Source organism: Collinsella sp. Sow4_E3 (assembly GCF_052116285.1).
GTDB lineage: Bacteria > Actinomycetota > Coriobacteriia > Coriobacteriales > Coriobacteriaceae > Collinsella.
The window spans coordinates 135,705-162,617 of sequence record NZ_JBQKLJ010000002.1; the positions used below are offsets into that span (position 1 = coordinate 135,705).

Here is a 26,913-nt window from a genome sequence, read left to right on the forward strand (position 1 = left end):
TATATGGAGTTACAGACATAGAGGATGGTACCCGTTAAAGCGGGGTCAAAGTCAAGTACGGCGCCTAGTCATTGGGGACAGACTTAAATGACTGAAACCACTCATTGGGGACGGACTTAAATGAGTGCCTCGCCACCTGGCAGCTAGGGACGTTCCTTTCCTGCCGGCAGCTGGGGACAGTCCTTGGCAACCCTGCCGGCGAGCCGGCGAATCGGCAAAGACTGTCCCCGATGACTAGTCGTTTAAGTCTGTCCCCAATGACCACTCTTGGTCGTTTAAGTCTGTCCCCAATGAGCACCCAATGACTAGGTAGCTAGGCGTGGGATTTGGCGCGTGCGAGGGCTAGGCCTACGGCGGCGATGGCCGCGGCAAAGAGCACCGTGACGCCCAGATCGCAGGCGATGTCTCCCAGCACGGCGGACGTCAGGTCCGACGAGAGCGCCTTGCCGATTGCGTCGTTCACCCAAAACGTCGGTACAAAGTGCGCCACCGTCTGCACGGCCGGGCCCATCAGCGACAGCGGCATCCAGGCGCCGCCCAAAAACGTCATGAGCATGCCGAGCAGGTTACCCACACCGTTGAGCAGCTCCTCGCGCGCGCCCAGGCTCGACAACGCAAAGCCAACGGCCAGCGGCGTGCACGCCAGGGCAAACGTTGCCGCCAGCGCTAGGCACACACGACTCGCGCCGACCTCGGCGACCGCGCCGGCAAAGCCCACGACGCCCATCATGCTCGACACAAACCAGATGCAGACGGCGAGCACGGCGGCGGCCGCAAACACGGCAAGCGAGCGCTGGCGCTCGGAGATTGGGCCGGCATCCATGCGGCGCACGCGCTCGGGCTCGTTCATGCCCGAGAACACCAGCCCCACCGATACGATGACCGACGAGATAATCGCGTACGTGCCAAAGTTGAAGTACGACTCAAGCGTGGCGGCGGCTGTCGAGTCGACCTTGACCTGCTCAATCTCGACCTCCGCGCGCTTGACGGCGGCATGCTCGGCGGCCTTGGCGACGTCACCGTCGGAGGCAGTAGGATCAAGTGCGGCCGCAGCGCCCGCGAGCGAGATCCAGCGCGAGGCCTCGGCAGACGAAAGCGCCGCCGCCATGGTGCCGGCACCGTAGGTCACATCGAGCTTGGGCAGGGACTCCCCCGCTCGGGCGGCTGCAACGAGGTCGTCCTCAAACCCCTCCGGGATAAAGAACACGCAGTCGGCGCTGCCCTTGGCGCTGTTGCTCTTGGAAAGCGCGTCCGCAAGGTCGTAGGTGTCCTCGCCGATACCCGTGACCAGATCAAAGCGCGAGCCCAGGTGCTTGGTGAGTGCCCGCGAAAGGTCGCTGTCGTCGCGGTCGACCACGATCACGTTGGTGTCGTAGGGCTCGTACTCGGTGAGCTGCGACGAGCTCCAGCTCACCGATGCCGCGATGAATACGCCCATGAGCGAGATGAACACCGTATAGATGAGCAGGTAGAACGGGTGCGCCAGCGCCATGCGAAGCGCAGTCTTAAAGGTGCTCATAGCGGCTCCTTCCAAAGATCAGCGTGGCGACGGCAACGAACAGCAACGCCATAAGGACCAGCGCGCCGGCGCGAACGGCAAAGGGGCCCAGGTCCTCAAAGAAATACAAGCGGTTGAACATGTCGCAGATAAGCTTGACGGGATTGAGCCAACTCTCGGCCGGGCAGGCGCGGGCGACGTCGTCGGCAAGCGCCATCGCCGGCTCGCCGTAGAGGCCGGCGAACAGGGCGCACGTGGTGGCGAAGCCCGTGAGGATGCCCGACTTGGACGCCTTGCCGCCCTTAACGGGAAGCGTGCCCACAAAAAGGCCCAGACCCGTCGCGGCAAGCGCGGACGCGGCACCACCCACCAGACACAGCCCCTCGCGCCCGCCAAAGTCGACCCCCACGACCAGGCGCACGTAGCCGATCGCGATCGTCATCGAGGCAAAGGAGACCAACCACGAGCCCACAAAGATGCCGGCCAGCGACGCCGTCTTGGAAAGGCCACCCACGCAGCGACGCGCACCAAGGCCAGACAGATTGGGCTGCAGGTCGACGACGCTCAAGGCGGCAAACTCGGCAGACATCATCGCGACCAGGCCAAAGAGCGCGTAGTAGTAGATGACCGTGCCATCGGGCGTGGCACGCGTCAGGCTCACACGGCGGATTCCGCCCTCGAGCGACAGGGCGCGCGCAACCGCCTCCGGGTCGGCGAGCGCCGCCGGGTTGTCCTGGGCAATCTGGCGCATGAGCTCGGCATTTTGCGTATACGAGCTTGCCACCGTCTCCAGGATGCTGCGGTCGGTGAGCACCGACGTCGCACGCGAGCTGTCATAGCTCGAAAGCAACGTGAGTTTGGGCGTGCCCGCAGCATCGACCGCATAGATGCCCGCGACCTCGCCGGCCTTAAGAGCACGGTTCGCATCGACTGCATCGTCGCACTCGTGGATCTCGAGCAGTTGGTCGTCGCCTTCCTTGGCAAGCGACGTCGCCACGTCCTTAAAGGTCGAGGCGCCCCAGGCCTCATCCGCCACGACGGCCACCGGCACCGGGTCGACCGTGCCGTCGGAGCTCAGATTCGCAAACATAAACATGAACATCGTGGAAAGCGCGACGGGAAAGATCGCGCCCCAGACCCACGTGCTCGGCCGGCGCAGCAGCGTCTTGACCGTAATGATAATGGTGTTGAACATGGCCGCCCCCTAGTCGCGCAGCTCGCGGCCGGTGATCTCGAGGAATACGTCGTTGAGGGTCGGCGGCTCGCTCCACACGCGGCCGAGCGCCACATCGGCGGCGCGCAGCGTGTCGAGGATGTCAACCAGATTGTGCGGGCTCGCTTCGCAGGTGCAGACGAGCTCGCCGCCGGAAAGCTCAACCGAAAGCACGTGCTCGAGGGCGCGCAGCCGCTCGACCGTGGCGAGCTCGACGGCGCCGACCTCGACGGTCACGCGCTCACCCATCTGAATCATGCGCTTGAGCTCGTCGTTGGTGCCCTGCGCCAGCACGCGCCCGCCGTCCATAATCATGATGCGGCTGCAGATCTGCTCGACTTCCTCCATGTAATGGCTGGTATACACCACCGTGGCGCCTTCGTCGCGCAGGCGGCAGATGCCCTCCAGGATGGCGTTTCGGCTCTGCGGGTCGACGGCCACCGTGGGTTCGTCGAAGAAGATGAGCTCGGGCTTGTGCGCGATGCCGCAGGCGATGTTGAGGCGACGCGCCAGACCGCCCGAGAGCTTGCCGGGGCGAAACTTGGCAAAGTCGCCCAGCCCGACGAAGTCAATCGCCTCGTCGACCAGCGCGCGACGGCGTTTGCGGTCGTTGACGTAAAGGCTGCAGAAATAGTCGATGTTCTCGCGCACCGTGAGCTCGTCGAACACCGCCACCTGCTGCGGCACCACGCCGATGCGGCGCTTGAGGTCGTAGCGGGCGGGCGTCATGGGCTCGCCGAACAACTCGATGGTGCCTTTGTCGTAGGCGAGCAGCTGCAGAATGCAGTTGATGGACGTGGTCTTGCCCGAGCCGTTGGGGCCCAGCAGACCAAAGATCTCGCCGGGGGCGATGCTCAGGTTAAAGTGGTCGAGCGCGATAAGATCGTCGTAGCGCTTGACGAGGTTTTCGACGCGGACGATGTCTGTCATGAGGTGGCCCTTCTGTTGATTTCGGCCCGGTACGATTGCATCATCGCAGGTGCGGGCGGCGCGCACCAGTGAGCTTTGTCACGAGTGCGGCGGGGGCGGGCGGGAGGAATGTCACGGTTGCGGCACCTGAGCAATCGTCGCGCGCACCATCGCGTACAATACCCGTATGAACAGGCTATTCGACAAATCGATCGTGCTGGCGTGCTGTATCGCGGCCGCTCTGGGCCTTGCTGTGGATGCTTGCTTGGTCGCGGCGTTTTGTCTTGGCGTCGCAGTCGCCTCGCTTACGGAAATTGCGCAAGGCGAACGTGCCCGCCGCGCCGGTGAGGCCGCGAGCTACGCTTACATTATGGTGACCGTCTTTGTGCCGTCGTTTGTGCCGTTTGCGCCCCTCGCCCTCTATGACATCGCGCGATACGTGCGCCGTGAACACGTTTGGGTCGCGCTGGGCGCCGGCGCCATCTTTGTCTGCGCACTCGTCGCATATGCCCACGCCGGCGCGCTTCCCACCCGTGCGCTGCTGTTGACCGCCATCCTTTCAGTCGCCGCCACCTTGCTGTCTCTGCGCACCGCTCAGCTAGAGCGCGAGCAGGAGCGCATGCGTCGCACCCGCGACGAGCTGCAGGAGCGAGCCCTCGCGCTCGAGGCGCGCAACCGCGACCTTGCCGACCGCCAGGACTACGAGGTCGAGCTCGCAACGCTCGCCGAGCGAGCCCGCATCGCACGCGAGATCCACGATAACGTGGGACACCAGCTCACGCGCGCCTCGCTGCAAACCGAGGCCCTACGCGTGGTCCACGCCAACGAGCCCGGCGTCGCCGCCGACTTCGCTGACGTCAAGCGCACCGTGGACGAAGCGCTTCAGCTCGTGCGCTCGAGCGTCCACGCGCTCAACGACAACGCGGCGAATCTCTCCGTACAGCTCGAGCGCATCGTGGAGGGCGCGCGCTCAGATGGCGGGCCGCAGATTGAACTTGAGGTTTTGGCCGAGCATGCGCCCGCAAATGTCGCCAACTGCTTTACGGCGGTCCTGCGCGAGGCGCTTTCCAACGCCATACGCCATGCTTGCGCCCATACTGTCACCGTACGATGCATGGAGCATCCGTCGTTTTACCAGCTCATCGTTACCGACGATGGCGCGGGCGGGGTCCAAGCAAGCAGCCGCGGCACCGCAGAGGGCATGGGGCTCGGCTCCATGCGCGAGCGCGTCGAGGCGCTTGGCGGCACCTTCACCGCCGGCCCGCGCGCCGGCACCGGCGGCTGGCGTGTGTTTGCCACCGTTCCCAAACAGCAAGGAGATGAGGGCCGATGAGGCTCATCGTTGTCGACGACGACCGCTTGGTGGTCGATTCGCTCAAGATAATCCTGGGCGCCCAGCCGCAGATCGAGGTGGTGGGTACCGGCGCCGACGGCAACGACGCAGTGGCTCTTTATGCCGAACACGCACCCGATATCGCGCTGCTCGACATTCAGATGCCGGGGCGCGACGGGCTTTCGGCGGCCCGCGAGATCCTTGAGCGCGACCCTGCGGCGCGCGTGGTGTTTCTGACGACATTCTCGGATGACGAGTACATTGTGTCGGCGCTCAAACTGGGTGCCCGCGGCTACCTGATCAAAACCGATGTCGCTGCCATTCCGCCGGCGTTGGCCCAGGTCATGGACGGCAAACGCGTGCTCGAGGGTAAGGCGATCGAGGATATCAACTTTGATGGGGCGGGCGTCGAGGTGGGCACGACCCGCCGGCCCGCGGCCTTCGTCAGCCTGACCGACCGCGAGTTCGAGGTCGCCGAGCTCATTGCCCGCGGCCTCGATAACAAGGAGATTGCCGCCACCGCCTATATGGGCGAAGGCACCGTGCGAAACCACATCAGCTCAATCCTGGCCAAAATGGGCCTGCGCAACCGCACCCAAATCGCCATCGCCTACCTGCGAGGGTAGTTGCCCGAAGACCGACCGCCCCGACATAACAAAATGTCTGCTACCGGTTTAATGCCATTTCAAAACTATGCCGGTTTACGGGGCCAAACTCAGGACCCCCATCCATACCCGCGTTTTCTGTAAAATGACGGCTCGTCTACCTGCGGTTTTATTTTCACGAATATCAGCATGGTTGGGGACTCGTGACTCAGCCCCGTAAACCGGCCTAGTTTTGTCCGAGCGGCCACGTCAAGTGTCTCCGCAAGCCGCTTCAAGCCAAAAATGATCCGTTTTCCTCCGTCCCCAAGGGATCAGCCGGAACCGCTCCACGAAATCGGCCCATCTACTACGTTTAACTCGATACCCCTGACCATACCTTCGTTTTGAGCAAAACCGCAGGCGTTCTACCTGCGGTTTTGTTTTCGCGTTTTTTGACATGGTTGGGGGTAAGGGACTAAACGTAGTAGATGGGCCGGTTTCGTGGCGAGCCCTCCTCGCCTACGCACAAAAGCGCCGCCACGGAGGAGGGAGATGCCTCCGTGGCGGCTGGGGGGTGGGGGGTGAGCTATGTTCTGGCTCCCCGCCGGCCGCCCGGGGCCTTTTTGCCCCGGGCGCCGCCAGCGTGCCTAGCGTTTACGGATACCCCAGACCAGGGCTCCGACGCCGGCCATGGCGATAACAAATGCCATGGGCAGTGCGGCGGTCTGCTGGTCACCCGTGGTGGGCAGGAAACCCTTGACCGTCTTGACGATGTTCGTCACGGTCTTGGGCGTGCCGGGATCGGGCGTCGGCACGGGCGTCTCGGGCTTCTTGTACGTGTTGTTGAACACGATGCCCTCGACGCTCTTGTCGCCCTTGGTAAAGGCGACATTCGCCTTGAGGTTGCCCTCGCCGTCATCGGCCATGTTGACGGTCGCGGTAAAGACGGACTTGTCATAGGTCATACCGGCCTCGTCGCCCTTGACCTCGCTGATGGTGTAGACGTACGTACCGGGCTCGTCGTACTCGAACTTGTCGAAGTTGATCTTGCCGTCGGCATCGTTGGTAACAGTGGACTCGATGTCCTCGCCAACGAGCTTAAAGCTAAACTCGTCCTTCTTGAGCTCGCGTCCCTCGAGCACCTTGATGGCACCGATGGAGACCTGCGTGGGCATGGCATGATACTTGTTGGTAAAGCCAGCCGACTCAGTAGTTCCCTCGAGCTTGTGCGTCGCGGTCAGCGTGCCGTCGCCGTTGTCGGAGACGGTGGTCACGACGGTGTAGGTCGTGCCGTCATAGGTGACGCCCTTGTACAGGCCGAGCGCGTTGGGGCAAGCCTCGCGCAGCATGTACGTGTGCGCGCCAGGTGCCTCGTAGCGGATCGGGCTCAGCGCGACGGTGCCATTGGCGTCGTTGGTGCCGGTCGCGACAACCACGCCGTCCTCGAGCAGCTCAAACGTGAACTCGCCTGCTGCAAGGTCGCGTCCGGTCAGACGCTTGACCGTCTTGACCTGATCGGTCACCACAGAATCGGTAGGCGTCACGCTGTAGGTGTTGGTGAACGTGAAGGCAGCGCCGTCGTCACCCTCGCGCACGACCTTCAGATGTCCGGCACCGTCGTCAGTCACGGTGTAGGAAACCTTACGCGTGGCGTTGGCGTCGTTGGTCACGCCAGGGGCGCTACCGGACTCGGTCACCGTGTAGGTAAAGGTGTGCGAGCGCGGGGCGGTGGGGGCTGCGGGCTCGGACTCGCCGCCGGACTCGTCGGTATTGGCATCAGCGTCGACGTCGGCCTCTTCAGCCTCTGCCTCGTCGGCCTCGGCTTCGTCAGCTTCGTCTGCCTCGGCCTTATCGGTCGCATCATCCGTCACGCCCAAGGCGCGGTTGAGGTCCTCGAGCGTAAAGTGGATCTTGCCAAAGTCCACGTTGCCGGCCGCGTCGTTGGTTGCGGTCGTGCGCTCGGGCATCGGGGCGCCCGCCTCATCGGCGGTCACGGTAAAGGTGAACTTACCCGTGATATCGGCCGGGGTCAGGCCCCCGGCAGCCTGGAGCTTCTTGGCGCCGGCGAGCGCGGCGTCAACGGCATCGGCGCCATAGACGTTCTCGAACACGGGCTCGGTGCCACCGTAGTCAGGCTTCGCCGTCAGAGTGCCGTCGCCGTTGTCGACGACGATGACCTTAAAGCTAAAGCTCGACTTCGCGGCAGTAATACCCTTTGCTGCGAGCGGGGACGTGTACTCAAACGCCGTGTAGTTGATAGTCCACGCAAGCTTGGCGTCCGTGTCGGTACGGATGGCGCGTCCGGCGCTCACCAAATCGGCGAGCATCTCAGTCGTGTAATGCAGCGTGCCAAAGCTCACCTGGCCGTTAACGTTCCACGCCGTAGTGCCGTTGATGGCTTCCGTCTCACCTGCATAGGCAATACCGAAGCAGAACTCGCCGTCGGCCATCGGACGACCGGTCAGGGTCTTGGTGGCGACAATCTGCGCAAGCTCGCCGCCCGGGTTATCGGTCGATGCGTGGTAGCTGTTGGCGAACGGGACCACGGCGCTCTCGACCTTGTTCTCGCCACTCTTGTAGACCGTCGCATGCGTGCCCTCGGGTCCGCCGGAAACGGTCGTCGTAGCGGTGAGCGTACCAGCGCCATCGTCGGCGATAGCGATCGTCACGGTGCGCACGGCCTCGTCGTAGGTGTAACCGGGCTGGCCATCGTTCTTCTCGGCAACGGTGTATGTAAAGGTCTTGCCCGCGTCAGCCTGCGTAAACTTGACCTCATGGCCAGCCAGGATGTCGATCAGGCCAACCGTTGCCTCTGCCGTTGCAGGGGACTTGTACACGTTGGCGCCCTCGTGCAGGCCGAGCGCGATGGCCGAAGCCTCGTCGGCAGGCGTCACGGTAAAGGTGAACTGACCCTCGGTCATGGGACGTCCGGAGAGGGTCTTGCTGAGCTTGAGGCCGCCGGCCGCGGCGTAATCGAGCTCAGTACGGTACGTGTTGGTGAAGCGGCCGCTTTCCTTCTTGGTGACGTTGGCGGTCAGGGTGCCGTCGCCGTTCTCGGTCACGGTCACTTCGGCAGTTGCGACATGCGCGTCATACGTCATACCGGCCGCGCTGCCCGCGTTCTCGCGGATCTCGTACTTGTAGGTTCCGGCAGCCGTGTAGTGGATCTTGTCGAACTTGATGGCGGCGATGCCATCCTCCGCGTCCTTCTTGCTCACGGTTACGGTTGCGGGATCAGGCAGTGGGGTGCCCTCGGGGGCCGTGATGGTAAAGCTGAACTTGTCTGCATCCGTCCAGTCGCGACCGTCGATGGCCTTGCTCAGGCCAAAGTCGAGCTCTGTGTCGAGCGGGGTCACGCTGTAAGCGTTCTCGAAAGTTGCAGCCTTGACGTCGTCCTTCAGGGCATGCTCGGCCTTGAGCGTACCGTCGCCGTTGTCGGTGATGGTGGTCTCAACGGTGTACTTGGCATCACTGTAGGTGACGCCCTTGCTGGTGGTTCCGCCGTTGACCTCGCGCAGTGTGTAGGTGTGCTTGCCGGGCTCGTCGTACTTCACGGCGTTCATCGTGATCTTGCCTTCGGCATTGTTGGTGCCGGTGGCGACGACCTTGGCGTCCTCGCCCTCGCCCTCGACGAGCTCGAAGGAGAACTCGCCGGCAGCAAGCTCGCGTCCGGTCAGGACCTTATTCGCGGTGATCTGGTCGGTGACGCTTTTCTCGACGGGCGTCACGCTATAGGTATTGGTGAACGTAAATGCCGCATCGCCGTCCGGCTTGCGGGACACCCTCAGAGTACCCTCGCCGTCATCAGTCACGGTGAAGGAAACCGTACGCGAAGTCTCGGCGTCGTTGGTCACGCCAGCGACCTCACCGGACTCGGTCACGGTGTAGGTAAAGGTGTGCTCGCGCTTCTCGGGCTTCTCGCCCAGAGCCTTGTTAAGGTCGTCGAGCGTAAAGGTGATCTTGCCAAAGTCGACCTTGCCCTTGGCATCATTGGTCACGCTCGCGTTCGCGGGCATGGGTGCGCCCTCTTCACCGGTCACGGTAAAGGTGAACTTGCCGGCAATGTCAGCCGGGGTCAAGCCATCAGGAACCTGCAGATTCTTCTTGCCCACAAGCGATGCCTCGACAGGCGCGGCAGTGTAGGTGTTCACAAACTCGTTGCCGGCATCGCCGTAGACAGCCGTCGCCGTCAGGGTACCATCACCGTTGTCGACAACGGTTACACATGCGTCAATTGCCGACACGGTGGCGCTCACGCCCGCAGGCAGCTTTCCGGTCTGCTCGGCAGCAATGTAGCGAATGGTCCACGTGGGCTTGTCGGAGCTAGCATCAACCGACGCCTTGCCCTCCTCGACCAGCTTGGCAAGCGACTCGGTCGTGTACGTCAGCGGCCCGAACTCAACCTTGCCACTCTTGTTGGTTGCATCCAGCAGAACCTCGTCGTTCCCCGCATAGCTCAGCGCAAACTTAAATTCGTCATCGGCCACCGGGCGCCCCGTGAGCGTCTTGGTTGCCTCAAGAGTCAGCGGGGTTTCCGTCTTGGCGCTATAGGTGTTCTTGAACTCGGTCTTGCCCGAGATCTTTTCAACGTCAGCCTTAAGCCCACCCGTGGCCTTAACCGCCACGGTCACCTTGAACGTGGCAACGTTCTCGCTGTAGGTGATGCCACCGGCGCCGCCCTTGACCTCGCGGACCTCATAGGTGTACTCGCCCGGCTTGTTGCAGGTGATCTCGCCGAAGTCGATAGCTGCCTTGCCATTGTCGTCCAGGTCGTCATTGGTCACGGTCGCTGTCGCGGGTGCGGGCATCGGGGCGTCATTCTCGGACGTTGCGGAGAGTTCAAACTTAAACTCGTCCGCATCCGTCCAGCTGCGGCCCTCGAGCACCTTGGACAGGCCAAAGCTGGCCTTGGTATCCACCGTTGTCGGCGTCACGTTAAAGCTGATCTTGCCGTTGTTGCCCAGGTAGGAATTGACATGCGTCGCGGTCGCCTTGGCGGACACGTTGTTCCACTTGGGGTTAAGAACGTCGGTCGCGGTACCAGTGTTGTTGCCGCCCACACTCTCCTTGGTGGTGTGGAGCTCGTCGATAAAGGCTAGGCGCGCGGTTCCCACGCTAAACGAAAGGCTGCCGTCCTCGTCAGCAACAATAGCGCCGTCAAACTTCGCAGCGTCGCCGCCGATAAACTCGATGACGGCAGAGGCGGGCTTGGCCTCATCGTTTTCGCCCTGCTCCTCAAACTCATCCTTGTAGTAATAGGTGCCGGTATCTGCCAGCGAATTCTTTGCAGGCTGCGTGCAGTCCTTGTCCGTGTAAATTGGGGTCTGTTTCTGGAAGTAGTAGTAGCGGTTGGTGTCGGCCGGCTCAAAGGTCGCAACCGTATTACCCAACGCGCCGGTCTCCCACTTGTTCGCGTAGAAGTTCACGGTCTTGGTGCCATCGTCGGCAACGGTCGTATTCTTTTCGATGTAAGCCTTGAGCCCCGTGACCTCCTCAGGCGTAAATAGGTTGTCGAGCGCAACACTCTTCACGCTCGAAGCATACTTCACCTGAATGGGCTTAACGTTGTCGACCGAAAGCTTGCCGTCTACGGTCTTAAAGTGACTCAGCGGAATCAACGACGCAGGAATATTGACCGTTACGATATCGCCCTTCTGGGGATTGTCATCGCCGGCGCGCTGCACGGTAATGAGCAGGTCTTTTGCCTTGCCGGTGAACTCGTAGGTGTCGGTATTGGTTTCTTTATTGACCGTCTTGCTCGCCTTGGTAAACGGCGTGCCGTTAATGACGACTTCGGTAAATCCGTCAACCTGCATAAAGTCGCCCAGCTCGTCGGTAAACGTGATGTAGCCGGACTTGGTCTCGTCGTAGCCCTTATGGATTTCGGTCGGATAAGGCGCCTCCGATGTGATGGCCTGCGAGATGTCGTCGAAGACCTTCTTGAGCTCTTCGGCATTGGTCGCCGACTTGTAGTAGTCGGAGTTTTCCGCACGCGTTCCGTGAGTATTCCATTTCGTGGCATTGGGGTAGTTGCTCGAAACGGCCTGCATGAACTTGTTCTCTTGGCTTGTCTTCGAATCTTGGACGCTGGCTTTGGGGTCCGCGCCATCAAAGATGCCGATAGTATAAACGGTAGCCTTGCTGTCCTTCATGCTCTTGGCGGCCGTTACGGCAGCGTTGGCGACCGAAGAATCAAACTCGCTGTAGCTCGTTGGCGTGCCGTCGGTAAAGAACACAACGATCTTTTTAGCGTCCGCGCGACCAGAAGTGATGCCCTCTGCCAGCTGCAGGCCAATGTCGGCACGCGTGGCGCCAGCAGGTTCAATCTCGGCAATCCTATCCTTAAGAGCTTTCACGTTGCCGCCGGAGCAATCGGTCAGGCCTTTCATTACTTGCGTGTAATTGTAGGTGTGTTCTCCGTCACGATACGTCCCGTTGCCGATATCGTTGGACTTCTTGCCCGCGAACTTAACGATTGCAACCTTATGCTGCCTATCCACGCCCTCGATGCTCTCGTTTTGTTTGGCAATGGTGTCGATGAAGCTGCTGGCAGCGCTCTCCAGTGCATCGATACGCTTGGTGGAATCTCCACCGCCCATCTCACCATCCATCGAGCCAGAGGCATCCAGCACCATCACGATGTCGAGCGGCGTAGTAACCGTCACGGTTGAATTGGACGTCGAGGACATGGCCGAAAGCGTAGTCAGAAAATCCGACTCTTCGTTTTCCTCGGTTGCCTTGACCGTCTTGTCGGTCCAGATTCGGCCGACGTGTTGGGTCGATACTTTATTGCCGCTATGGCCAGCCGCCCAGATTTCCCAGCGTCCGCTAGTATCGGGGTCGACGACCGTCCCGTTTACTGTCGGTCCGTCCATTCCTGTGCTGGACCTGGCGTTGGCCTCGGGCAGCATGGCGAATGCTGCGGCTGGCAACACCAGCACTATGGCCAGCATCACCGCCAAGAGACCCCTCGTGTACTTACTCATCGCGTCTCCCTTCTCGCGGGCTCAGACCTTGCATCAGCCTCAAGTTACGGAATGAGACACAATTTGAGCAGGTGACACACGTTCCAGATTCGGTTTTGAGCGTGAGACAAATGTCTCACCAAAGTTGAGACATGAGGGTTTTCGCAGGAAAATGGGTGCGACTCAAGATGGACGGGGCAAAAGAACCCGTTTTCCTCCGTCCCCGGGGGATCAATTGGTGGTGCTCGCCACGAAACTGGCCTATCTACTATGTTTAACCCGATGCCCCTGACCACAACCGCGTTTCATGAAAAACCGCAGGCGTTCTACCTGCGGTTTCGTTTTCGCGCTTTTTGGCATGGTTGAGGGTAGCGGCTTAAACGTAGTAGATAGGCCCATTTCGTGGCAGACGGGTCACGAGGCGGCCCTCGCAAGGCCAAAATGGTCCGTTTTCCTCCGTCCACGGGAGATCAAAGGCTGTTACGGATATGGTGGCATTTCAAAACTATGCCAGATTACGGAGCTAAAGTCGGGGCCCTCATCCATACCCTCTATTTTTGAAAAAAGCGAGCTGTCTACCTGCGGTTTTATCTTCGTGGTTTTCGATATGGTTGGGGATTCGCAATTCAGCCCCGTAATCCGGCATAGTTTTTGTTCGCAGAGGCTTAGCCGCGCGTTCACGCGCGGGGCCGGCGGGGCATTTTTGCCCCACCGGCCCCTATTCCAGCTCTATTCCAGTGCTACTCCGGCTTGGTTTCTACCGTGGGAGTCTTGTCCGCCGCAACCGGGGTGCGGGTGGTGTCCATACTCAGACAGTGCTTAGGGCAGCTTTCGATGCACTCGCCGCACACCACACAAGCATACGGATCGATCGACCAGGTACCACCCTTGCGATCGACCGCAAGCGCGCCCGCCGGGCAGCGACGCGCGCACATACCGCAGCAGATGCACACGTCCATATCGTTGACGATATGCCCGCGGAGGCGCTCGGGCGCCGCCAGCTTCTCCTGCGGATAGCACACCGTGACCGGCTGCTTGACCATAGAGCCCAAGGCCGTCTTGGCAAATGTCAGCAAACTCATGCCGCGCCTACCTTTCCGTGCAACTAATGCAGGGGTCGATGGTCAGGATAATCATGGGCACGTTGGCAATGAGCACGCCCTGCAGTGCATGCGTCAGGCCCGCCAGGTTTTGCGACGTCGGCGTGCGCACACGGAAACGGTCCAAATTCTTGGTGCCGTTACCGCGCACATAGTAGTACGCCTCGCCGCGCGGTTGCTCAATCACAACCTCGCCGCGTGCGCCGTCGGCCGGCGTAAGCTTGGTGCGCCCGCCGATGCCGTCATGCGGAATCTTGCCCACAAGCTCCTTAATGATGTCCATGGCCTGCGTGACCTCGGCGCAACGCACCTGGCAGCGGGCATAGCAGTCGCCATCGGTAGCAACGACGGGCTCAAACGCAGCCAGGTCCGCATAGGCACCGTCGCCAAACATGCGCACGTCGTAGTCCACGCCCGAGGCGCGCCCAAACGGACCGACCATCGAAAGCTCCAGCGCGTCTTTCTTGCTGATCACGCCCACGCCATGCAGGCGCTCGCCGCAGCTGTTGTCGTCCAAAAACGTATGCACCAGGGCCTCGTAGTCGGGGCGCATGGCATCGAGCGTCTGGACAATGCCCGCCAGCTCGGAGTCCTCGATATCGTGCTTAAGGCCGCCGATCTCGTTAATCGACAGAATCACGCGACCGCCACACGTGCTCTCAAAGATCTTGAGAATCTGCTCGCGCAGGGTCCACGAACGATAGAACAGCGCCTCGAAGCCAAAGGCATCGGCGAGCAGGCCCAGCCACAGCAGGTGCGAGTGAATGCGCGAAAGCTCGTGCAAAATGGTGCGAATATACCGCACGCGGCCAGGCACCTCGATATCGAGCATGCGCTCGCAGGCGCTGGCATAGCCGCAGCTGTGACCCACGGCGCAAATGCCGCAGATGCGCTCGGCGATGTAGCCAAACTGGTGCATGTCACGCTTTTCGGTGAGCTTCTCGAGTCCGCGGTGCACAAAGCCGATCTGCGGAATTGCCTCGATAACGCGGTCGTCCTCGAGCACCAGGTCCAGGTGAAGCGGCTCGGGCAGCACCGGGTGCTGCGGGCCAAACGGAATAACGGAGCGATGTGCCATGGACCTTACGCCTCCTTTTTTTGCTTATCGCGGGCGGCTTTGGCGGCAAGCGCCGCGCGAACCTTGGCCGCTTTCTCGGGATCCATGGCGGCGAGCTTTGCCTCCATCTCGGCAGCCTTGAGCGCGGCCTTGGCGGCAGCCTCGTCATGCTGAGCATCGGAGCCGGCAGCCGCAGTGGGCTGAACAGTGGCGCCCGCGGCATCGCCGACGCTCGCAGCGCCCTCCCCTGCAGCAGCCGCGGCAGCGGCGGCCTTCTCGGCCGCGGCCTTGCGCGCCTTGGCCTCGGCAGCGGCACGGACCTTCATGGCCTTCTCGCGCGCAGCCTTAACCTCGGGCGTGATGACGCTCATGGGCTCGGCAGTCGAGACCTGGTAGAAAAAGCCCTTAAAGTCAATCTGCATGTCGGTAATGGCAAGCCCAAACAGGTCGTGTGCCTCATTTTCAAACGGGAACACCGCAGGGTAGTACGAGCTGATGGACGGAATCTCCTGGTACTGGTCGATGCCCTCGACTACCAGGTTCTCAATCGCATAACTGCCGTCCTGCGCGATCTGCTCCTGGGCAGCACGAACGTTGATGAACGTATAGACCAAGCGATACGTGCCGTCGTCCACATTGCGCTCGGCGTGCATCTGTACAAAGCGGGCACCGGAACCCTTGAGCGCCTGGACATGCGACAGCAGCGCATCGAGCTCGACGGTGGTATAGATTGCCTTTTGCATTACTCGGCCCCCCTTGCAGCGGCGGACGCGGCGGGCGTCCCAGCAGGTGCGTCGCCAGCGGCGGGCGCGTCGCCGGCCTCAGCCGCGGCCACAAATCCGTCCTCGCCCAGCTCAACGCCGCCATCCCAGGTAGCAGCACCGCCCACGGTAAGCGGGTCGCCGCCGGCGCGCATCACGGCCTCCTTCTGGTCCAGGATGCCGCACGCCTCCACAATGGCGTCGATCACCGTCTCGGGACGAATGGCGCATCCTGGCGCGTACACATCCACGGGAATCGCGCGGTCCACGCCACCGATCACGTTGTACGCATCGCGGAACACGCCGCCCGAGCACGCGCAGATGCCGCACGCCACCACGCACTTGGGCTCGAGCATCTGGTTGTAGATCTGGCGCACGACGGGCAAGTTCTGGGCGTTGACCGACCCCGTCACCAAAAAGATGTCCGCATGTTTGGGGTTGCCGGTGTTGACTACGCCAAAGCGCTCCGCATCGAACAGCGGCGTGAGCGAGGCCAGCACCTCGATATCGCATCCGTTGCAGCTCGAGCCGTCGTAATGAATAACCCACGGCGAGCGCGACATTTTATGATCCATGGATGCCGCCTCCTAAATAAACACGTCGACGAGGATGGGCATAAGGTTGAGCAGGCCAAACACCAGCGCCACACCCCAGCCGAGCTTAAAGCAGCTGCGCCAGGTGCTACGGGCGAAGGTGTTATCGATCAGTACCTCGACAAAATACGTCATGACCATAACGACCAGGGCGACGACCCAGCTCACCGGGTTGTCCCAAACAAAGAACATGCCCACCCACATCAAAAACAGCACGGTCTCGCACCAGTGCATAAGGGTCATCTTGGCCAGCGTGCCGCCGCTCATCTCGGTGGCGACGCCCTGGACGATCTCCTGATGCGCGTGATGCGAGTACGAAAGATCGAACGGCGACTTGCGCAGTTTGATGGTAAGCACCGCGAGCAGCGCGAGGAAGATGGGCGCGCTGTACACGATGATGGGGGCCGACTGCCCCGTCACGGCGATGGAATCGAAGCTGTCGGTGGCAAGGTACAGGCCCACACTCATCAGCAAAACGGCGGGCTCGTAACTCATGACCTGCAGCAGCTCGCGGTCGGCTCCGACCTGGGCAAACGGGCTTTGCGTCGAGGCGGACGCCAGCACCACAAAGATCGCAGCGAGGGTAACCATAAAGGCGCATAACAGTGTGTTGGAACCCGACACAAAGATGCCGCCGCCCACCACGGTAAAGATGAGCGCGCACGCCATGTAGGTATCGTCCACGGTGTTTACGCTGGCAGGGGCTTTGCGCAGGAGCTTGGCTACATCGTAGAACGGTTGCAGCAGACGCGGTCCCACGCGGCCCTGCATGCGGGCGGACAGCTTGCGGTCGATGCCGTCGATCAGGCCACCAACCAAAGGCGCCAGCAGGGCAAACGCCACGGTGCCTATAAAGATGCCCACGACGCCCGAGCCTTCGAAATACTTTCCGCGCAGCACCGAGGGCTCGCCCATGGCGAGCGTATCGGGACCAATCCATACGCAGCATAGCAGCGCGAACAGGATGATGCTGCAGCACACGATGCTGCCCGCGGGGCCAATGCGCTTCTCGCCAAGGGCGTCCTCCAGGTACCAATTGCGCTTTTCGGCCTTCACCTCGTGTCCCATCGAGCCGCGGAAATGACGGTAATTGTCGGTTCCCACGCCCGAAAGATATACGTTTACGTGCGGTTTGTTGCTCACGCGGAATGAAGTCAGCAGCACCACGGCGATAAAAGCCACGATAACAACCATTAGATACATGGCATCCTTGCCAATAACATACGGCACGCGGCCAAACACCATGGCCAAGTAAGGCGACACCAGACCGCTCGAGATAATCGGGAACGCTACACAGCACAGAATCAGCAGCGCGGCGATAGTGTTGAGCGCTATCCATTCGGTCTTATGGACATTGCCCTCCACGTTTTCGGCCGTAGAATCCACGCCCGAGAGCTTGGCGAGCCACTTGCCCCAGAAGAAGAACGTCGCGGCCGAGCCAAAGGCCAGCACCATGATCATGAGCACATTGCCGGTCTGCGCAAACGCCACCAGGGCGCCCCACTTAGACACAAGCATGCCAAACGGCGCCACGAACATGCCCATGATGCCCAGCATCATCAGGCGCGTCAGGTGCGGCATGCGGCTGAACATGCCGTCCATGTCCTCGATATTGCGGCTACCGATATGATGCTCGGCCGTGCCCACGCACAGGAACAGCAGCGACTTTGCCACCGTATGGAACAAGATCAAGAAGATGGCGGCCCACACGGCCTCGGGCGCGCCGACACCCAGGCAGGCACTGATGAGGCCCAGGTTGGAAATGGTGGAGTACGCGAGCACACGCTTGGCATTGCTCTGCGAGACGGCCATGAGGGCGGCGAGCAAAAACGTGATGGCGCCCACGCTCGTGACCATAAAGCCGGTCACGGGATAGGTGGCGTACAGCGGGCTCAGCTTGACCATCAAAAACACGCCGGCCTTGACCATGGTGGACGAGTGCAGCAGGGCGCTCGTGGGCGTGGGGGCGACCATGGCGCCGAGCAGCCAGGTGTGGAACGGCATCTGTGCGGCCTTGGTAAGCGCGGCGATCGACAGCAAGACGACCGGCAGCACCAGCAGCGCGGATTGCGCGGTTCCGGCGCCGGAAAGCTCGATCATGCCCGAGATGGTCAGCGGTACGCCGTTGACGTGCAGGAACATAAGGCCCGCCAAAAACGCGATGCCGCCCAGCATGTTGAGGATGATCTGGGTAAAGGCGTTTTTGATGGCCTCGGGCGTGCGCGTATAGCCAATCATAAGAAACGAGCACACGGTGGTGATTTCCCAGCCGCAGAACAGCCACTCCAGGTTGTCGCTCGTCACGATGACGAACATGGCCGAAAGGAACAGGAACATAAGCGCCAGGAACTGCGGGCGTCGGTCGGGCGCGGTCTGCCCACGCAGCGCGGCCTCGTGCTCATCGTGCGCCTGGAAGTCCTTCATGTAGCCCAGGGCATACACGCAGATCAGGCTGCCGACAATGCCAACGGCGAGCACCATGATCACGCTCATATAGTCCAGGTAGAGCGGCGTGGCGGTGACGACCTCGGCCGTGGGCAGCGTCATGGCAGCGAAGGCAACCGAACCCACCAGCTGCACCACGCCGAGCACACCGGTAAGCGCGTTCCTATATTTGAACGCGTTGTACAGGATGACGGCGCACAGAATTACGTCGATGACGGAGCTGATGATCGAGAGCACATGCGAGGTGCCGGGGGCAACCTCAAAGCCCTGCGGACCCGTGCCAAAAAATAAGACGGCAACTACAACGGTCACCGCCATAATAATGCCGGAGCCTACAAGCCCTACCGCATCGCGGGCTCGGTCACTGCGCGCGAGCAGCATGCCCATCGCCGGTACCAGCGGAAACAGGGTAAGGAAATACAGTAGCGTCATACCATCACTCCCCCATGCAAAAACGCTGCAATTATTTAACGTTATAGCTCAAATTGGGAGTTCAGGCGGCAGGTTTTCGGTCAACTGGGGAGTTTTAGGCGTATGGGGTAAGGACATGTCCGCTTTGGAGTAGAGAGGCAACGCCCCCCTCTCGTTGCGGCGGGCGCACGGGCCACTGCGCGCGGTTTATTGACCACTTTGAAGGATGTCCCGATAGACTCGCGGCGGTCCAAAAAGTTGGCGCGGCAAGAAAAATGCGCCCCTGCGGACGCACCATCCCGTTCGCTATTCCGCCTTTTTAACGCGCGGTTTACGACCCCGCGGCTTATCGACCAAGGCGGCCTCGCCACCGTCGCGATACTGTCGGCACCAAGCTTTAACCGAAGACTCGCTGGGGATCTTGTGCTTGACCATGACCTCACGCACCGTCAGACCATGTTCCAAGCGGTCCTTAACCACGGCAAGCTTAACGTCAAACGAATATGTGTGGTGATGAGAGCCCGCATTGAGAACGGCGTCGGCGCCGCCCACGGCATACGCACGGGCCCACTGACGGGCTGTGGCCTGGGGGATGCCAAGCTCTGCGGCGAGCGCGCGATGGCCGACCCCTTCTTGGAGGATCTCGACAGCACGCTGCCTAATCTCGGGCGCATGCGTGCGAGTCCTTGTTGTTTCTGACATACCTGCCACTTCTACTTCTTAGCCTTAAACGTTAAATTGCTTTCTTACGCGCAAGTTAGATAGTAGCATTTTACTGTTTGCTCAAAGCAGTTAATTAAAATAGACGCGGCGCTATCTGGGAATTTGACACCAATTTACGACATTTCTTTATTGATTATTTACGCTGGTAACTAGCTCGCAGCTAATCGTCATTCGCTTGCCAGCAACATTGGCATCTCTTTATATCCTTTGGAATAGAGGATATGATTATTAACCCCTCCTCCAATAATTTTGAGCAGCCTGCAAGGCAGTAGACGCCTCACTCCCCATGATTAGCGCGCATTGCCGTCCACCGGGGCAAAACAAAAAGGGCGGGACCTGCTGCGCTTGCAGGCCCCGCCCCGATTGACACCCGATGGGACGCGGCCGGGCGAGACAGATCCGTGCTACCGCCCCGCCTGGCCGCGATGTTCAACTACAGCTCGTTGGCCGCGTGATATGCCGTGCGAATGGCGTTCGCAATGTCGGCGGTGCGCTCGCCCGAGCAGTCGCCCACACAGGTCACGGGCACCGTAACGCCATCCAAGTCAAACGCGTTGGCCTTGGAACCGACGGCCATCACCACGTAATCGCAGGCGATCTTCACCGGCTCCTCGGCGCCGTCATCGGCAGTGCGCACGGCCTCCACGCCCTCGTCGGTAATGGCGGTCAGACGGGTCTTCACGTGCTGCTCCACGTTGTGCTCTGCAAAGTCGCTCATAATCAGCGGCAGAATGGTCTCGGACTCGCCTGCGGCAATCTTGTCGAGCATCTCCACGATCGCCACTTCGCAGCCGTGCTGCAGCAGGTACTCGGCAGTCTCGGTGCCCACCAGGCCACCGCCAATGACGGCGACGCGGCCCGTAAGCTCCACTTTGCCGGCCAGCACGTCCCAGCTCGAGACGACCTTCTTAGAATCGGCACCCGGAACGGGGATGACCACGTCGTGCGCGCCCACAGCCACAATCGCGGCGTCGGCGGCGTTGAGGTCCTCAGTGGTAGCGACGTGGTTGAGCTCAACCTTCACGCCCAGGCCGGGCAGAATCTTCTCGTAATACTCGACGGAGCGCATAATCTCGTCCTTGCGCGGGGGCGCGGCCGCCAGCACAATCTGGCCGCCCAAGTGATCGCTCGCCTCGTAGACGGTCACGTCGTAGCCGCGCTTGGCCGCCACGCGTGCGGCCTCCAGACCGGCAATACCGCCGCCCACAACGGCGATCTTCTTGTCGCCCTCGCCCGGCTTAATGGCGATGGTAGCCTCGTCGCCGTTCTCGGCATTGAGCACACACGAGATGTACCTGCGGTTTTGAATCGCATCGACGCAGCCCTTGTTGCAGTTGAGGCACTCGCGGATGGGTTCGCCCGTGGCGGCCTTCAGCGCAATGTCGGGGTCGCACATGAGCGAGCGGCCATAGGCGATGATATCGGCTGCGCCGTCTTCCAGGATCTTCTCGCCAGCCTCGACCGAGACAACACGGCCCACAGTTGCCACCGGCACGGAGACCAGGGCCTTGACGCGCTCGGCCACGGGCAGCGTCCAGTTGTAGGGCATGGCGCCCATGGACGGAATGGTGTCGCCCATATTGCCGGTGTGGTTGGCTTGTGCAACCTGGATCATATCGATGCCCGCGCCCTCGAGCAGCTTGGCGAACTCGCAGGCCTCATCGGGCTGCAGGCCGCCCTTGCCACGCGGCGTGCCGTCGGGGTTCTCCATGATCACGGGGAGCTTATACTCCACCATCAGCTGCGGCGCGGCTTCCTTGATGGCAGCGACGACCTCCAGCGCGTAGCGAACGCGGTTCTCAAACGAGCCACCGTACTCGTCGGTTCGCTTGTTGAGGATCGCGGAGCACAGCGAACCCACCAGGCGGTCGCCGTGGACCTCGATGGCGTCGATGCCGGCCTGCTGCGCGCGAGCGGCCGAGGCAGCGATGGCCTCCTTGATCTGGGTGAGCTGCTCTACGCTCGCCTCGTTCACAAAGTGCTGCATATCGTGGTGCAGCTTGGCATATGCCTGCTTGCGGATCTCGTTGGACTCGGCCATCTTGGCGGCAAAGGTCTCCTCGTCGCCGGCGGCCTTGGCCTCCTGCGCGGCTTTGGCCGCAGCCATGGAGCCCATGACCATGCGGCCGACACCGGGCACATCGTACTCGGGGTGGAACAGCTGCAGCGCGACCTTGGCACCGTGTTTGTGGACGGCGTCGGCCAGTGCCTTAAACGTGGGGATCTGGGCGTCGGTTGCCAGCTTGGGCGTGGGGCTTGCGGTCATGACGGGAGCGACGTCGCCGATGACGATGTAGCCCACGCCGCCACGGGCCAGACGCTCGTAAAAAGCCAGGCTGCGCTCGCCGATGGAACCGTCGCGCTCCTCATAGCCGGTGGTCAGCGGCGGGAACATAATGCGGTTCTTGAGCTCAAGGGGGCCAACCGTAATGGGCTGGAGCAGCTTGGACGCAGGTGCGGTCATGGACATTCCTCTCTTGTAGACGCGGCGGCGATGGTGCCGCGTAGTTGTTTAGAGGATATGGCATGGGGGTACAGCGACACAACGAAAATCGGCGAATATCAGGTGGCGGCAGGCGGATGGGGCGGGGCGGTCCGTCGGTTTGTCTCAATCTGTAACAGCTACCCAGCAAAACCGGGTCTTACTGTTACAGATCGAGATATTCCTCTCGACCCATCCTCAACAATCTAAATTTGTAACAGCTAGACCCACTTTTGACCCCTACCTGTTACAGATCAAGACAAACGGAGGCGTTCCGTCGGAAAATCTCGATTTGTAACACCTACAGGCCAAAAACGACCCCAGATGTTACAGATCGAGACGAACAAACTCGGTCCGACCAAACATCTCAATCTGTAACATCTAGACCGACTTTTGGCCTCCACCTGTTACAGATCAAGACAAACGGCAACTGTCCGTCCGAATATCTCAATCTGTAACAACAACTCGGCAAAATCCGTCCCTCGTGTTACAGATCGAGACAAACGGAGCCCCGCTCGCCGGAAATCTCAATCTGTAACATCTACAGACCAAAATCGGACCCACCTGTTACAGATCGAGACAAACCCCAGCAGCAACACCGTCCCCATTCGAGGAAACGACCGCCACACTCACCTTTTTAAACAACCTAAGTTGATGCCATCGCCGTCCATGCCCGGAATGGCAAACGAGAACAGGTCTTTACCCCACTCAAAGTCGAGCTTCTCCTTGATGAGCTTGGCGTTGTGGCCAAAACCGCCCGTGGCGACAATCGCGAACTTGCACGAGATCTGGTACTCCTCGCCGTCCTTGTCCTTGGCAGTCACGCCGCAGATGGCGCCGTCCTCACCCTTGATAAGGCCGGTGCCCGGGCACTCAAATATAAACTCGACACCCAGGTCCTGGGCACGCTCGGTCATGCGCTTGGTCATCGTGGTCGCCGCGCGATGACGCGAGCGCCCGCCTCGGCTGCAGCGACCGCTGCGGCAAGGCCGCTCAGACCAGCGGCGACGACAACGACGTCGGTCTCTAACTGTTTCATGCGAATCCTCCTTTATAGGGCTCTCGGACGAGCCCGGGTTTCATGCGAATTGCATGCGTATCGACAGCCATACTTTCGCTCGAGAACAGGCTCAAAACCATGTGCAGGCGCACCGATGTTTGCCCATAGCGACCATGTGCTTTGTGCGGATGAACCATGCGTTTGGGCAACGCTTTCGAGCGCATGGTCCTGGCGCCATACGCACAAAGGGGGGCGGTGTGCCTTATGGCACCCGCCCCTGATAATCGAGTTTTCTTATGTTTAGTCCTATTAAACAGTCCAATATCTTTAGGCAAGATCCCCCCGACGACGCTCATCCCACTTGGAATGCCAGACTCCACCCGCCTGCTCGATGGGATGAGTCCGCGCATCACCTGGACTCTCTACGCCTCCAATGGATCGGTAGCCTCTTACGAACACTTTCAAAAGTATGACAAGAGAGAGGAAAGTCCGTAGATTATGGATCTTTAGACTCGTGAAAAAGCGCATCGTGCCCGTCAGCGGCGACGCACCGGCCTTCGGGACGCCTGAAGGCTACTGGGCACGGCGGCGATATTCATAGCGAATGATACGGACGCTGCAACTGGTATTATATGACGTACTATTGAAAGGATGCTGAAGAGGTTGCGGGAAAAGGCTTGCTTACTAGAAGCAGAGCAAGGAGATCCAGAAGACGGATTGCGGACAAATGATATGAATTAAATAGGGCACTGCGCGCTATAAAAGGAAAAGGGTGGTGGGTCCTGATGCTGGTACTGTCTGCTGTTTTAAGTTTATTAATAAAATCTGGCTGTGTAATCTGTGCAGCCCTTTATTTAATCCTCTATATCGGAGGTCAAAAGAAGGAATATCTGTATATCGCTCTGTTTATGCTAAGCCAGTACTTGATTGAGCTAATAGTTCGAGGATACGAAATAAGTTCGCCCCTTTATTATTACTTCCATAATTTTTTTTCGGTGCCCGTAGTAATCAAGTCGCTATTATATTTCGCCTGCGCCTTTCTCATATGTCATTTATTCAAGGGGGCTGTTGGAGGGTCAAAAACGTGGATATTGACATTGGTGGAAGCGCCATTGTTCATCTGGCTCATCATGTTCCCTTTGTTAAAGGTGCGTACAGGATTCTTGTATATTTGTTATTTGTTGCCATTCCAGCTTCTGGTTATCGTACTAGCCTTTATCGGTAGCAGGTCCTTTGGCAAAACAGTGAATAAGAGCATATTTTTAAGGTTAGATATGTTCTTGCGACTGGTTGGAATCCTTGGATTAATGACCGTCTTTGAGGATATTCTTACGGGGTTACATTATGGGCTTAATAATGATGTTGCAAGCCTAGTAACTAGCGGCGCGATTCGAAGCCGCAATTTTGGCGAAAGCGTCTCCCAGATAGTTGTTGCCGCATATCTTATTGTTGTTGCGGCGCGTTTTCTTGTTGACAAGATCACAGTGAAACCGATTAGCTATGAAGCCTTGACAGGAGAGCTTTCGGAAGAAATCATAGACGCCTATGCGACATCTATTGGCCTTAGTCTCAGAGAGCGAGAGATTCTGGGATTCTTGCTCAAGGAGAAAAGCACACAGGAGATATCCGAACTGTTGTTTATTTCGACTGGCACCGTCAAATCTCATACACATAACATTTACCAGAAGGCCGATGTTAGCAACAGGATGCAGTTGCTGCAGAAAATCAGATGTTCATAACGTTGATTACGTTGGGCTAATCAATATGAATCCCACTTCCTTTTGTTTATACAGCTTAGCGCTTTATGAACCCTGGTTCATAAAGCGCTAAACCAGGGTATAGGCTAAGATTGAACATATTTATCGAGACCAGTTCATGTGAAAGCGGATCGGAAAATTACATAATTTTGTCATTAGGTTGTCGGCAACGAGGGGTCTTTGCTTTAGCCATCAAGTTATCGGCAACACGGAACCTCTGAAAGAGAAGGTGACAGGATTATGAGAAGAAAGATAGCCTGCGTATTGTGTTGCGCCAGCCTATGTTTAAGCATGGTGGCAGGCCCAGGATGCTCTGCAAACAATACGCAAGGTGGGTCATCAGACGGCACGCTGGCAAATGCCGGATCAACTTCTGAAAACGAAGAGTTTGACGGGAAGTTCGATGCAACCGTCAACGCAGGAAATGCGCAAGAAGTTGTGTATGTAAATGGCTCCTGGTTTGACATGGGAAAGCAGTATGGCTTACAGCAAAAGGATCAGTTAGAAAGTAACTGGACAGCTGTAATGGCTTCAATTTATGCAGAGGCAGACGATGCCGCATATAACGAAGCTATGGGTAAGATTCTGAAACATTATGAAGAGGATGATCCATCTGTATTTAATTTCTTGTCGGGAGTAGCTGAGGGGGCAGGAGTCTCAAAGGAAGATGCAGTAGTTGCAGTTATGGGCTCATCTGTTCTTAACTATGACCTCATGATGCATTTTGATCCAGAGAGCTCAAATGATCCAGAGCGTTCAAAAACATGTATGAATGTATCTGCTTGGGGAAGTATGACTCAGGATGGTCATCATCTTGGAGCCGCTAATCTTGATGCAGTCAGCACAACACCCGCCGCAATGTTCTCGAGCATGGTTTCTTATCCGAAACATGGCAATGCAGTCATTGCATCAGGTGGATTGCAGGGAAATGCGTTCATGAACTCTAAGGGCCTTATTATTACCTATGCCGGAGGGCCTACGGCATCGCCAAGCGATGATGCTAAGACAATCGATAGGGAAGGCACCTTCCTCGATACTTTGTTTGCTTATTGGTACACAGCCACAAAGTGCGATACGGCAGACGAAGCAGTCAAAATGCTTACGAAAACTGAGTGGATTCACACGGGTAACATCAACGTTTCCGACAACAAGGGAAATGCGTATCTCATCGAGCAAAAAGATAATGCATATGTAGTGCGCAAAGCCGGTGACTACGGTGAGACGGACTATCTAATTGCAGCGAATCATTTCAAGGATGAGCTCTGGATGAATGATTCATATGAGGCATATCCGGATAGCGTGCCAAGAGCCAATACTCTAGAAAAGGTTATGCAAGACGAGAGCGGCAGCGTTACCCCACTCACGCTCGCGAACGGACTCGGAAGCATTCGTTACTATGACGAGGGCAAATGGAGTGAGGAAAATTGGGACTTCGGTGGTTTCTATCAGTTCCACTCTCCAGAAGGCGATGACATAGAATTCAAGACGATTTTCAGGACAATTTTCGATGCAACTGATCAGGAAATGTATGTCTTGAGAGGTCATGACGAGAAATTCCGTTCAGACGTTCCCTATGGTACAGCTAATTACTACAGGCTTACTCTCGGAAAGAACATGCAGGCCACTAATAAGAGCGCAGAAATCGACGCGCGTATTGCGGTAAGAAATGCAGGAGCTGAATTGTATAAGAAGGGCTCAGTGGATGACGAGTCCATGGAGTATTACAATAAGGCTGCTGAGGCGGTGCACACGGGATGCAATTACACCACTATGGCTGATTGCGCCAATGCGAAAGGCGATAAGGAGCAGGCTGCGATTATGTATGGCCTTGCTACTTCGCAGTTTGCCAATGCTCAGCGATACGCACAGGCATCTTATACTACTGAAAATGTAATTATTCAATAATCTTGCGTAACGCTCAGCTCGTCATTTAAAGAAAGCGGAAGTGATCTCGAACCCTCCCTAAAGATAGAGCTCGAGATCACTTCCAAGATGTACCATCATGCCGATCATCTCGGCATGATGGTATTTTTCGTTTATTCGCGCTGCCAGGCTTTCCTGCGCCTGACCCGGAGTTTTGAT

At 59.0% G+C, this 26,913-nt stretch carries 16 protein-coding genes; 4 read left to right on the forward strand and 12 right to left on the reverse strand.

The genetic code is table 11. From position 1 onward, the window contains the following. Positions 1-313: 313 nt before the first annotated feature. Genes ACTQ48_RS02525 through ACTQ48_RS02535 form a run of 3 tightly spaced genes read right to left on the reverse strand, consistent with a single transcriptional unit; the run spans position 314 to position 3,641 of the window. Entirely contained in the window at positions 314-1,519 is a 1,206-nt protein-coding gene (locus ACTQ48_RS02525; protein WP_441570050.1) for an ABC transporter permease, read from the reverse strand. Further along, positions 1,506-2,693: an ABC transporter permease gene (locus ACTQ48_RS02530; protein WP_441570051.1), complete on the reverse strand. Its 1,188-nt coding sequence runs from the start codon at positions 2,691-2,693 to the stop codon at positions 1,506-1,508. The genes ACTQ48_RS02525 and ACTQ48_RS02530 overlap by 14 nt, the downstream gene beginning before the upstream one ends. A gap of 9 nt (positions 2,694-2,702) precedes the next feature. After that, positions 2,703-3,641, reverse strand: coding sequence for an ATP-binding cassette domain-containing protein (locus tag ACTQ48_RS02535; protein ID WP_441560269.1), 939 nt, complete (start codon positions 3,639-3,641; stop codon positions 2,703-2,705). A gap of 166 nt (positions 3,642-3,807) precedes the next feature. Between ACTQ48_RS02535 and ACTQ48_RS02540 the strand changes: the two genes are divergently transcribed. After that, the gene (locus ACTQ48_RS02540) at positions 3,808-4,953 is read left to right on the forward strand and encodes a sensor histidine kinase (RefSeq protein ID WP_441560271.1); all 1,146 of its coding nucleotides are present in this window, start codon (positions 3,808-3,810) and stop codon (positions 4,951-4,953) included. Further along, positions 4,950-5,579: a response regulator gene (locus ACTQ48_RS02545; RefSeq protein WP_441054772.1), complete on the forward strand. Its 630-nt coding sequence runs from the start codon at positions 4,950-4,952 to the stop codon at positions 5,577-5,579. The genes ACTQ48_RS02540 and ACTQ48_RS02545 overlap by 4 nt, the downstream gene beginning before the upstream one ends. Before the next feature lie 605 nt (positions 5,580-6,184). On the opposite strand, the gene ACTQ48_RS02550 is transcribed toward ACTQ48_RS02545, so the two are convergent. From ACTQ48_RS02550 to ACTQ48_RS02590, 9 genes are all read right to left on the reverse strand, one after another. After that, the gene (locus ACTQ48_RS02550) at positions 6,185-12,523 is read right to left on the reverse strand and encodes a Spy0128 family protein (RefSeq protein ID WP_441570052.1); all 6,339 of its coding nucleotides are present in this window, start codon (positions 12,521-12,523) and stop codon (positions 6,185-6,187) included. A gap of 719 nt (positions 12,524-13,242) precedes the next feature. Next, the gene (locus ACTQ48_RS02555; protein WP_441570053.1) at positions 13,243-13,584 is read right to left on the reverse strand and encodes a 4Fe-4S dicluster domain-containing protein; all 342 of its coding nucleotides are present in this window, start codon (positions 13,582-13,584) and stop codon (positions 13,243-13,245) included. Positions 13,585-13,591: 7 nt separating this feature from the next. Then, positions 13,592-14,680, reverse strand: coding sequence for a hydrogenase large subunit (locus ACTQ48_RS02560; RefSeq protein ID WP_441570054.1), 1,089 nt, complete (start codon positions 14,678-14,680; stop codon positions 13,592-13,594). Positions 14,681-14,685: 5 nt separating this feature from the next. Beyond that, on the reverse strand, positions 14,686-15,402 hold the full coding sequence (locus ACTQ48_RS02565; protein ID WP_441570055.1) for an NADH-quinone oxidoreductase subunit C: 717 nt from the start codon (positions 15,400-15,402) through the stop codon (positions 14,686-14,688). Next, positions 15,402-15,995 (reverse strand): NADH-quinone oxidoreductase subunit B family protein, encoded by a 594-nt coding sequence (locus ACTQ48_RS02570; RefSeq protein WP_427795592.1) that lies wholly within the window; start codon positions 15,993-15,995, stop codon positions 15,402-15,404. The genes ACTQ48_RS02565 and ACTQ48_RS02570 overlap by 1 nt, the downstream gene beginning before the upstream one ends. A 12-nt stretch (positions 15,996-16,007) precedes the next feature. Next, positions 16,008-18,890: a proton-conducting transporter transmembrane domain-containing protein gene (locus ACTQ48_RS02575; protein ID WP_441570056.1), complete on the reverse strand. Its 2,883-nt coding sequence runs from the start codon at positions 18,888-18,890 to the stop codon at positions 16,008-16,010. Between the two features lie 285 nt (positions 18,891-19,175). Next, the gene (locus tag ACTQ48_RS02580) at positions 19,176-19,571 is read right to left on the reverse strand and encodes a helix-turn-helix domain-containing protein (protein WP_229770663.1); all 396 of its coding nucleotides are present in this window, start codon (positions 19,569-19,571) and stop codon (positions 19,176-19,178) included. Positions 19,572-20,025: 454 nt separating this feature from the next. After that, complete coding sequence (bilR, locus tag ACTQ48_RS02585; protein WP_441570057.1) at positions 20,026-22,056, reverse strand: bilirubin reductase, long form; 2,031 nt, start codon at positions 22,054-22,056, stop codon at positions 20,026-20,028. 647 nt (positions 22,057-22,703) lie between these two features. After that, positions 22,704-23,129, reverse strand: a complete 426-nt coding sequence (locus ACTQ48_RS02590; protein WP_441570090.1) for an FAD-binding protein — start codon at positions 23,127-23,129, stop codon at positions 22,704-22,706. A 730-nt stretch (positions 23,130-23,859) separates the two neighbouring features. Here ACTQ48_RS02590 and ACTQ48_RS02595 point away from each other — a divergent pair. Then, the gene (locus ACTQ48_RS02595) at positions 23,860-24,813 is read left to right on the forward strand and encodes a helix-turn-helix transcriptional regulator (protein WP_441564523.1); all 954 of its coding nucleotides are present in this window, start codon (positions 23,860-23,862) and stop codon (positions 24,811-24,813) included. A 258-nt stretch (positions 24,814-25,071) separates the two neighbouring features. Then, complete coding sequence (locus tag ACTQ48_RS02600; RefSeq protein WP_441559018.1) at positions 25,072-26,736, forward strand: C45 family autoproteolytic acyltransferase/hydolase; 1,665 nt, start codon at positions 25,072-25,074, stop codon at positions 26,734-26,736. The last annotated feature ends 177 nt before the right edge of the window (positions 26,737-26,913 follow it).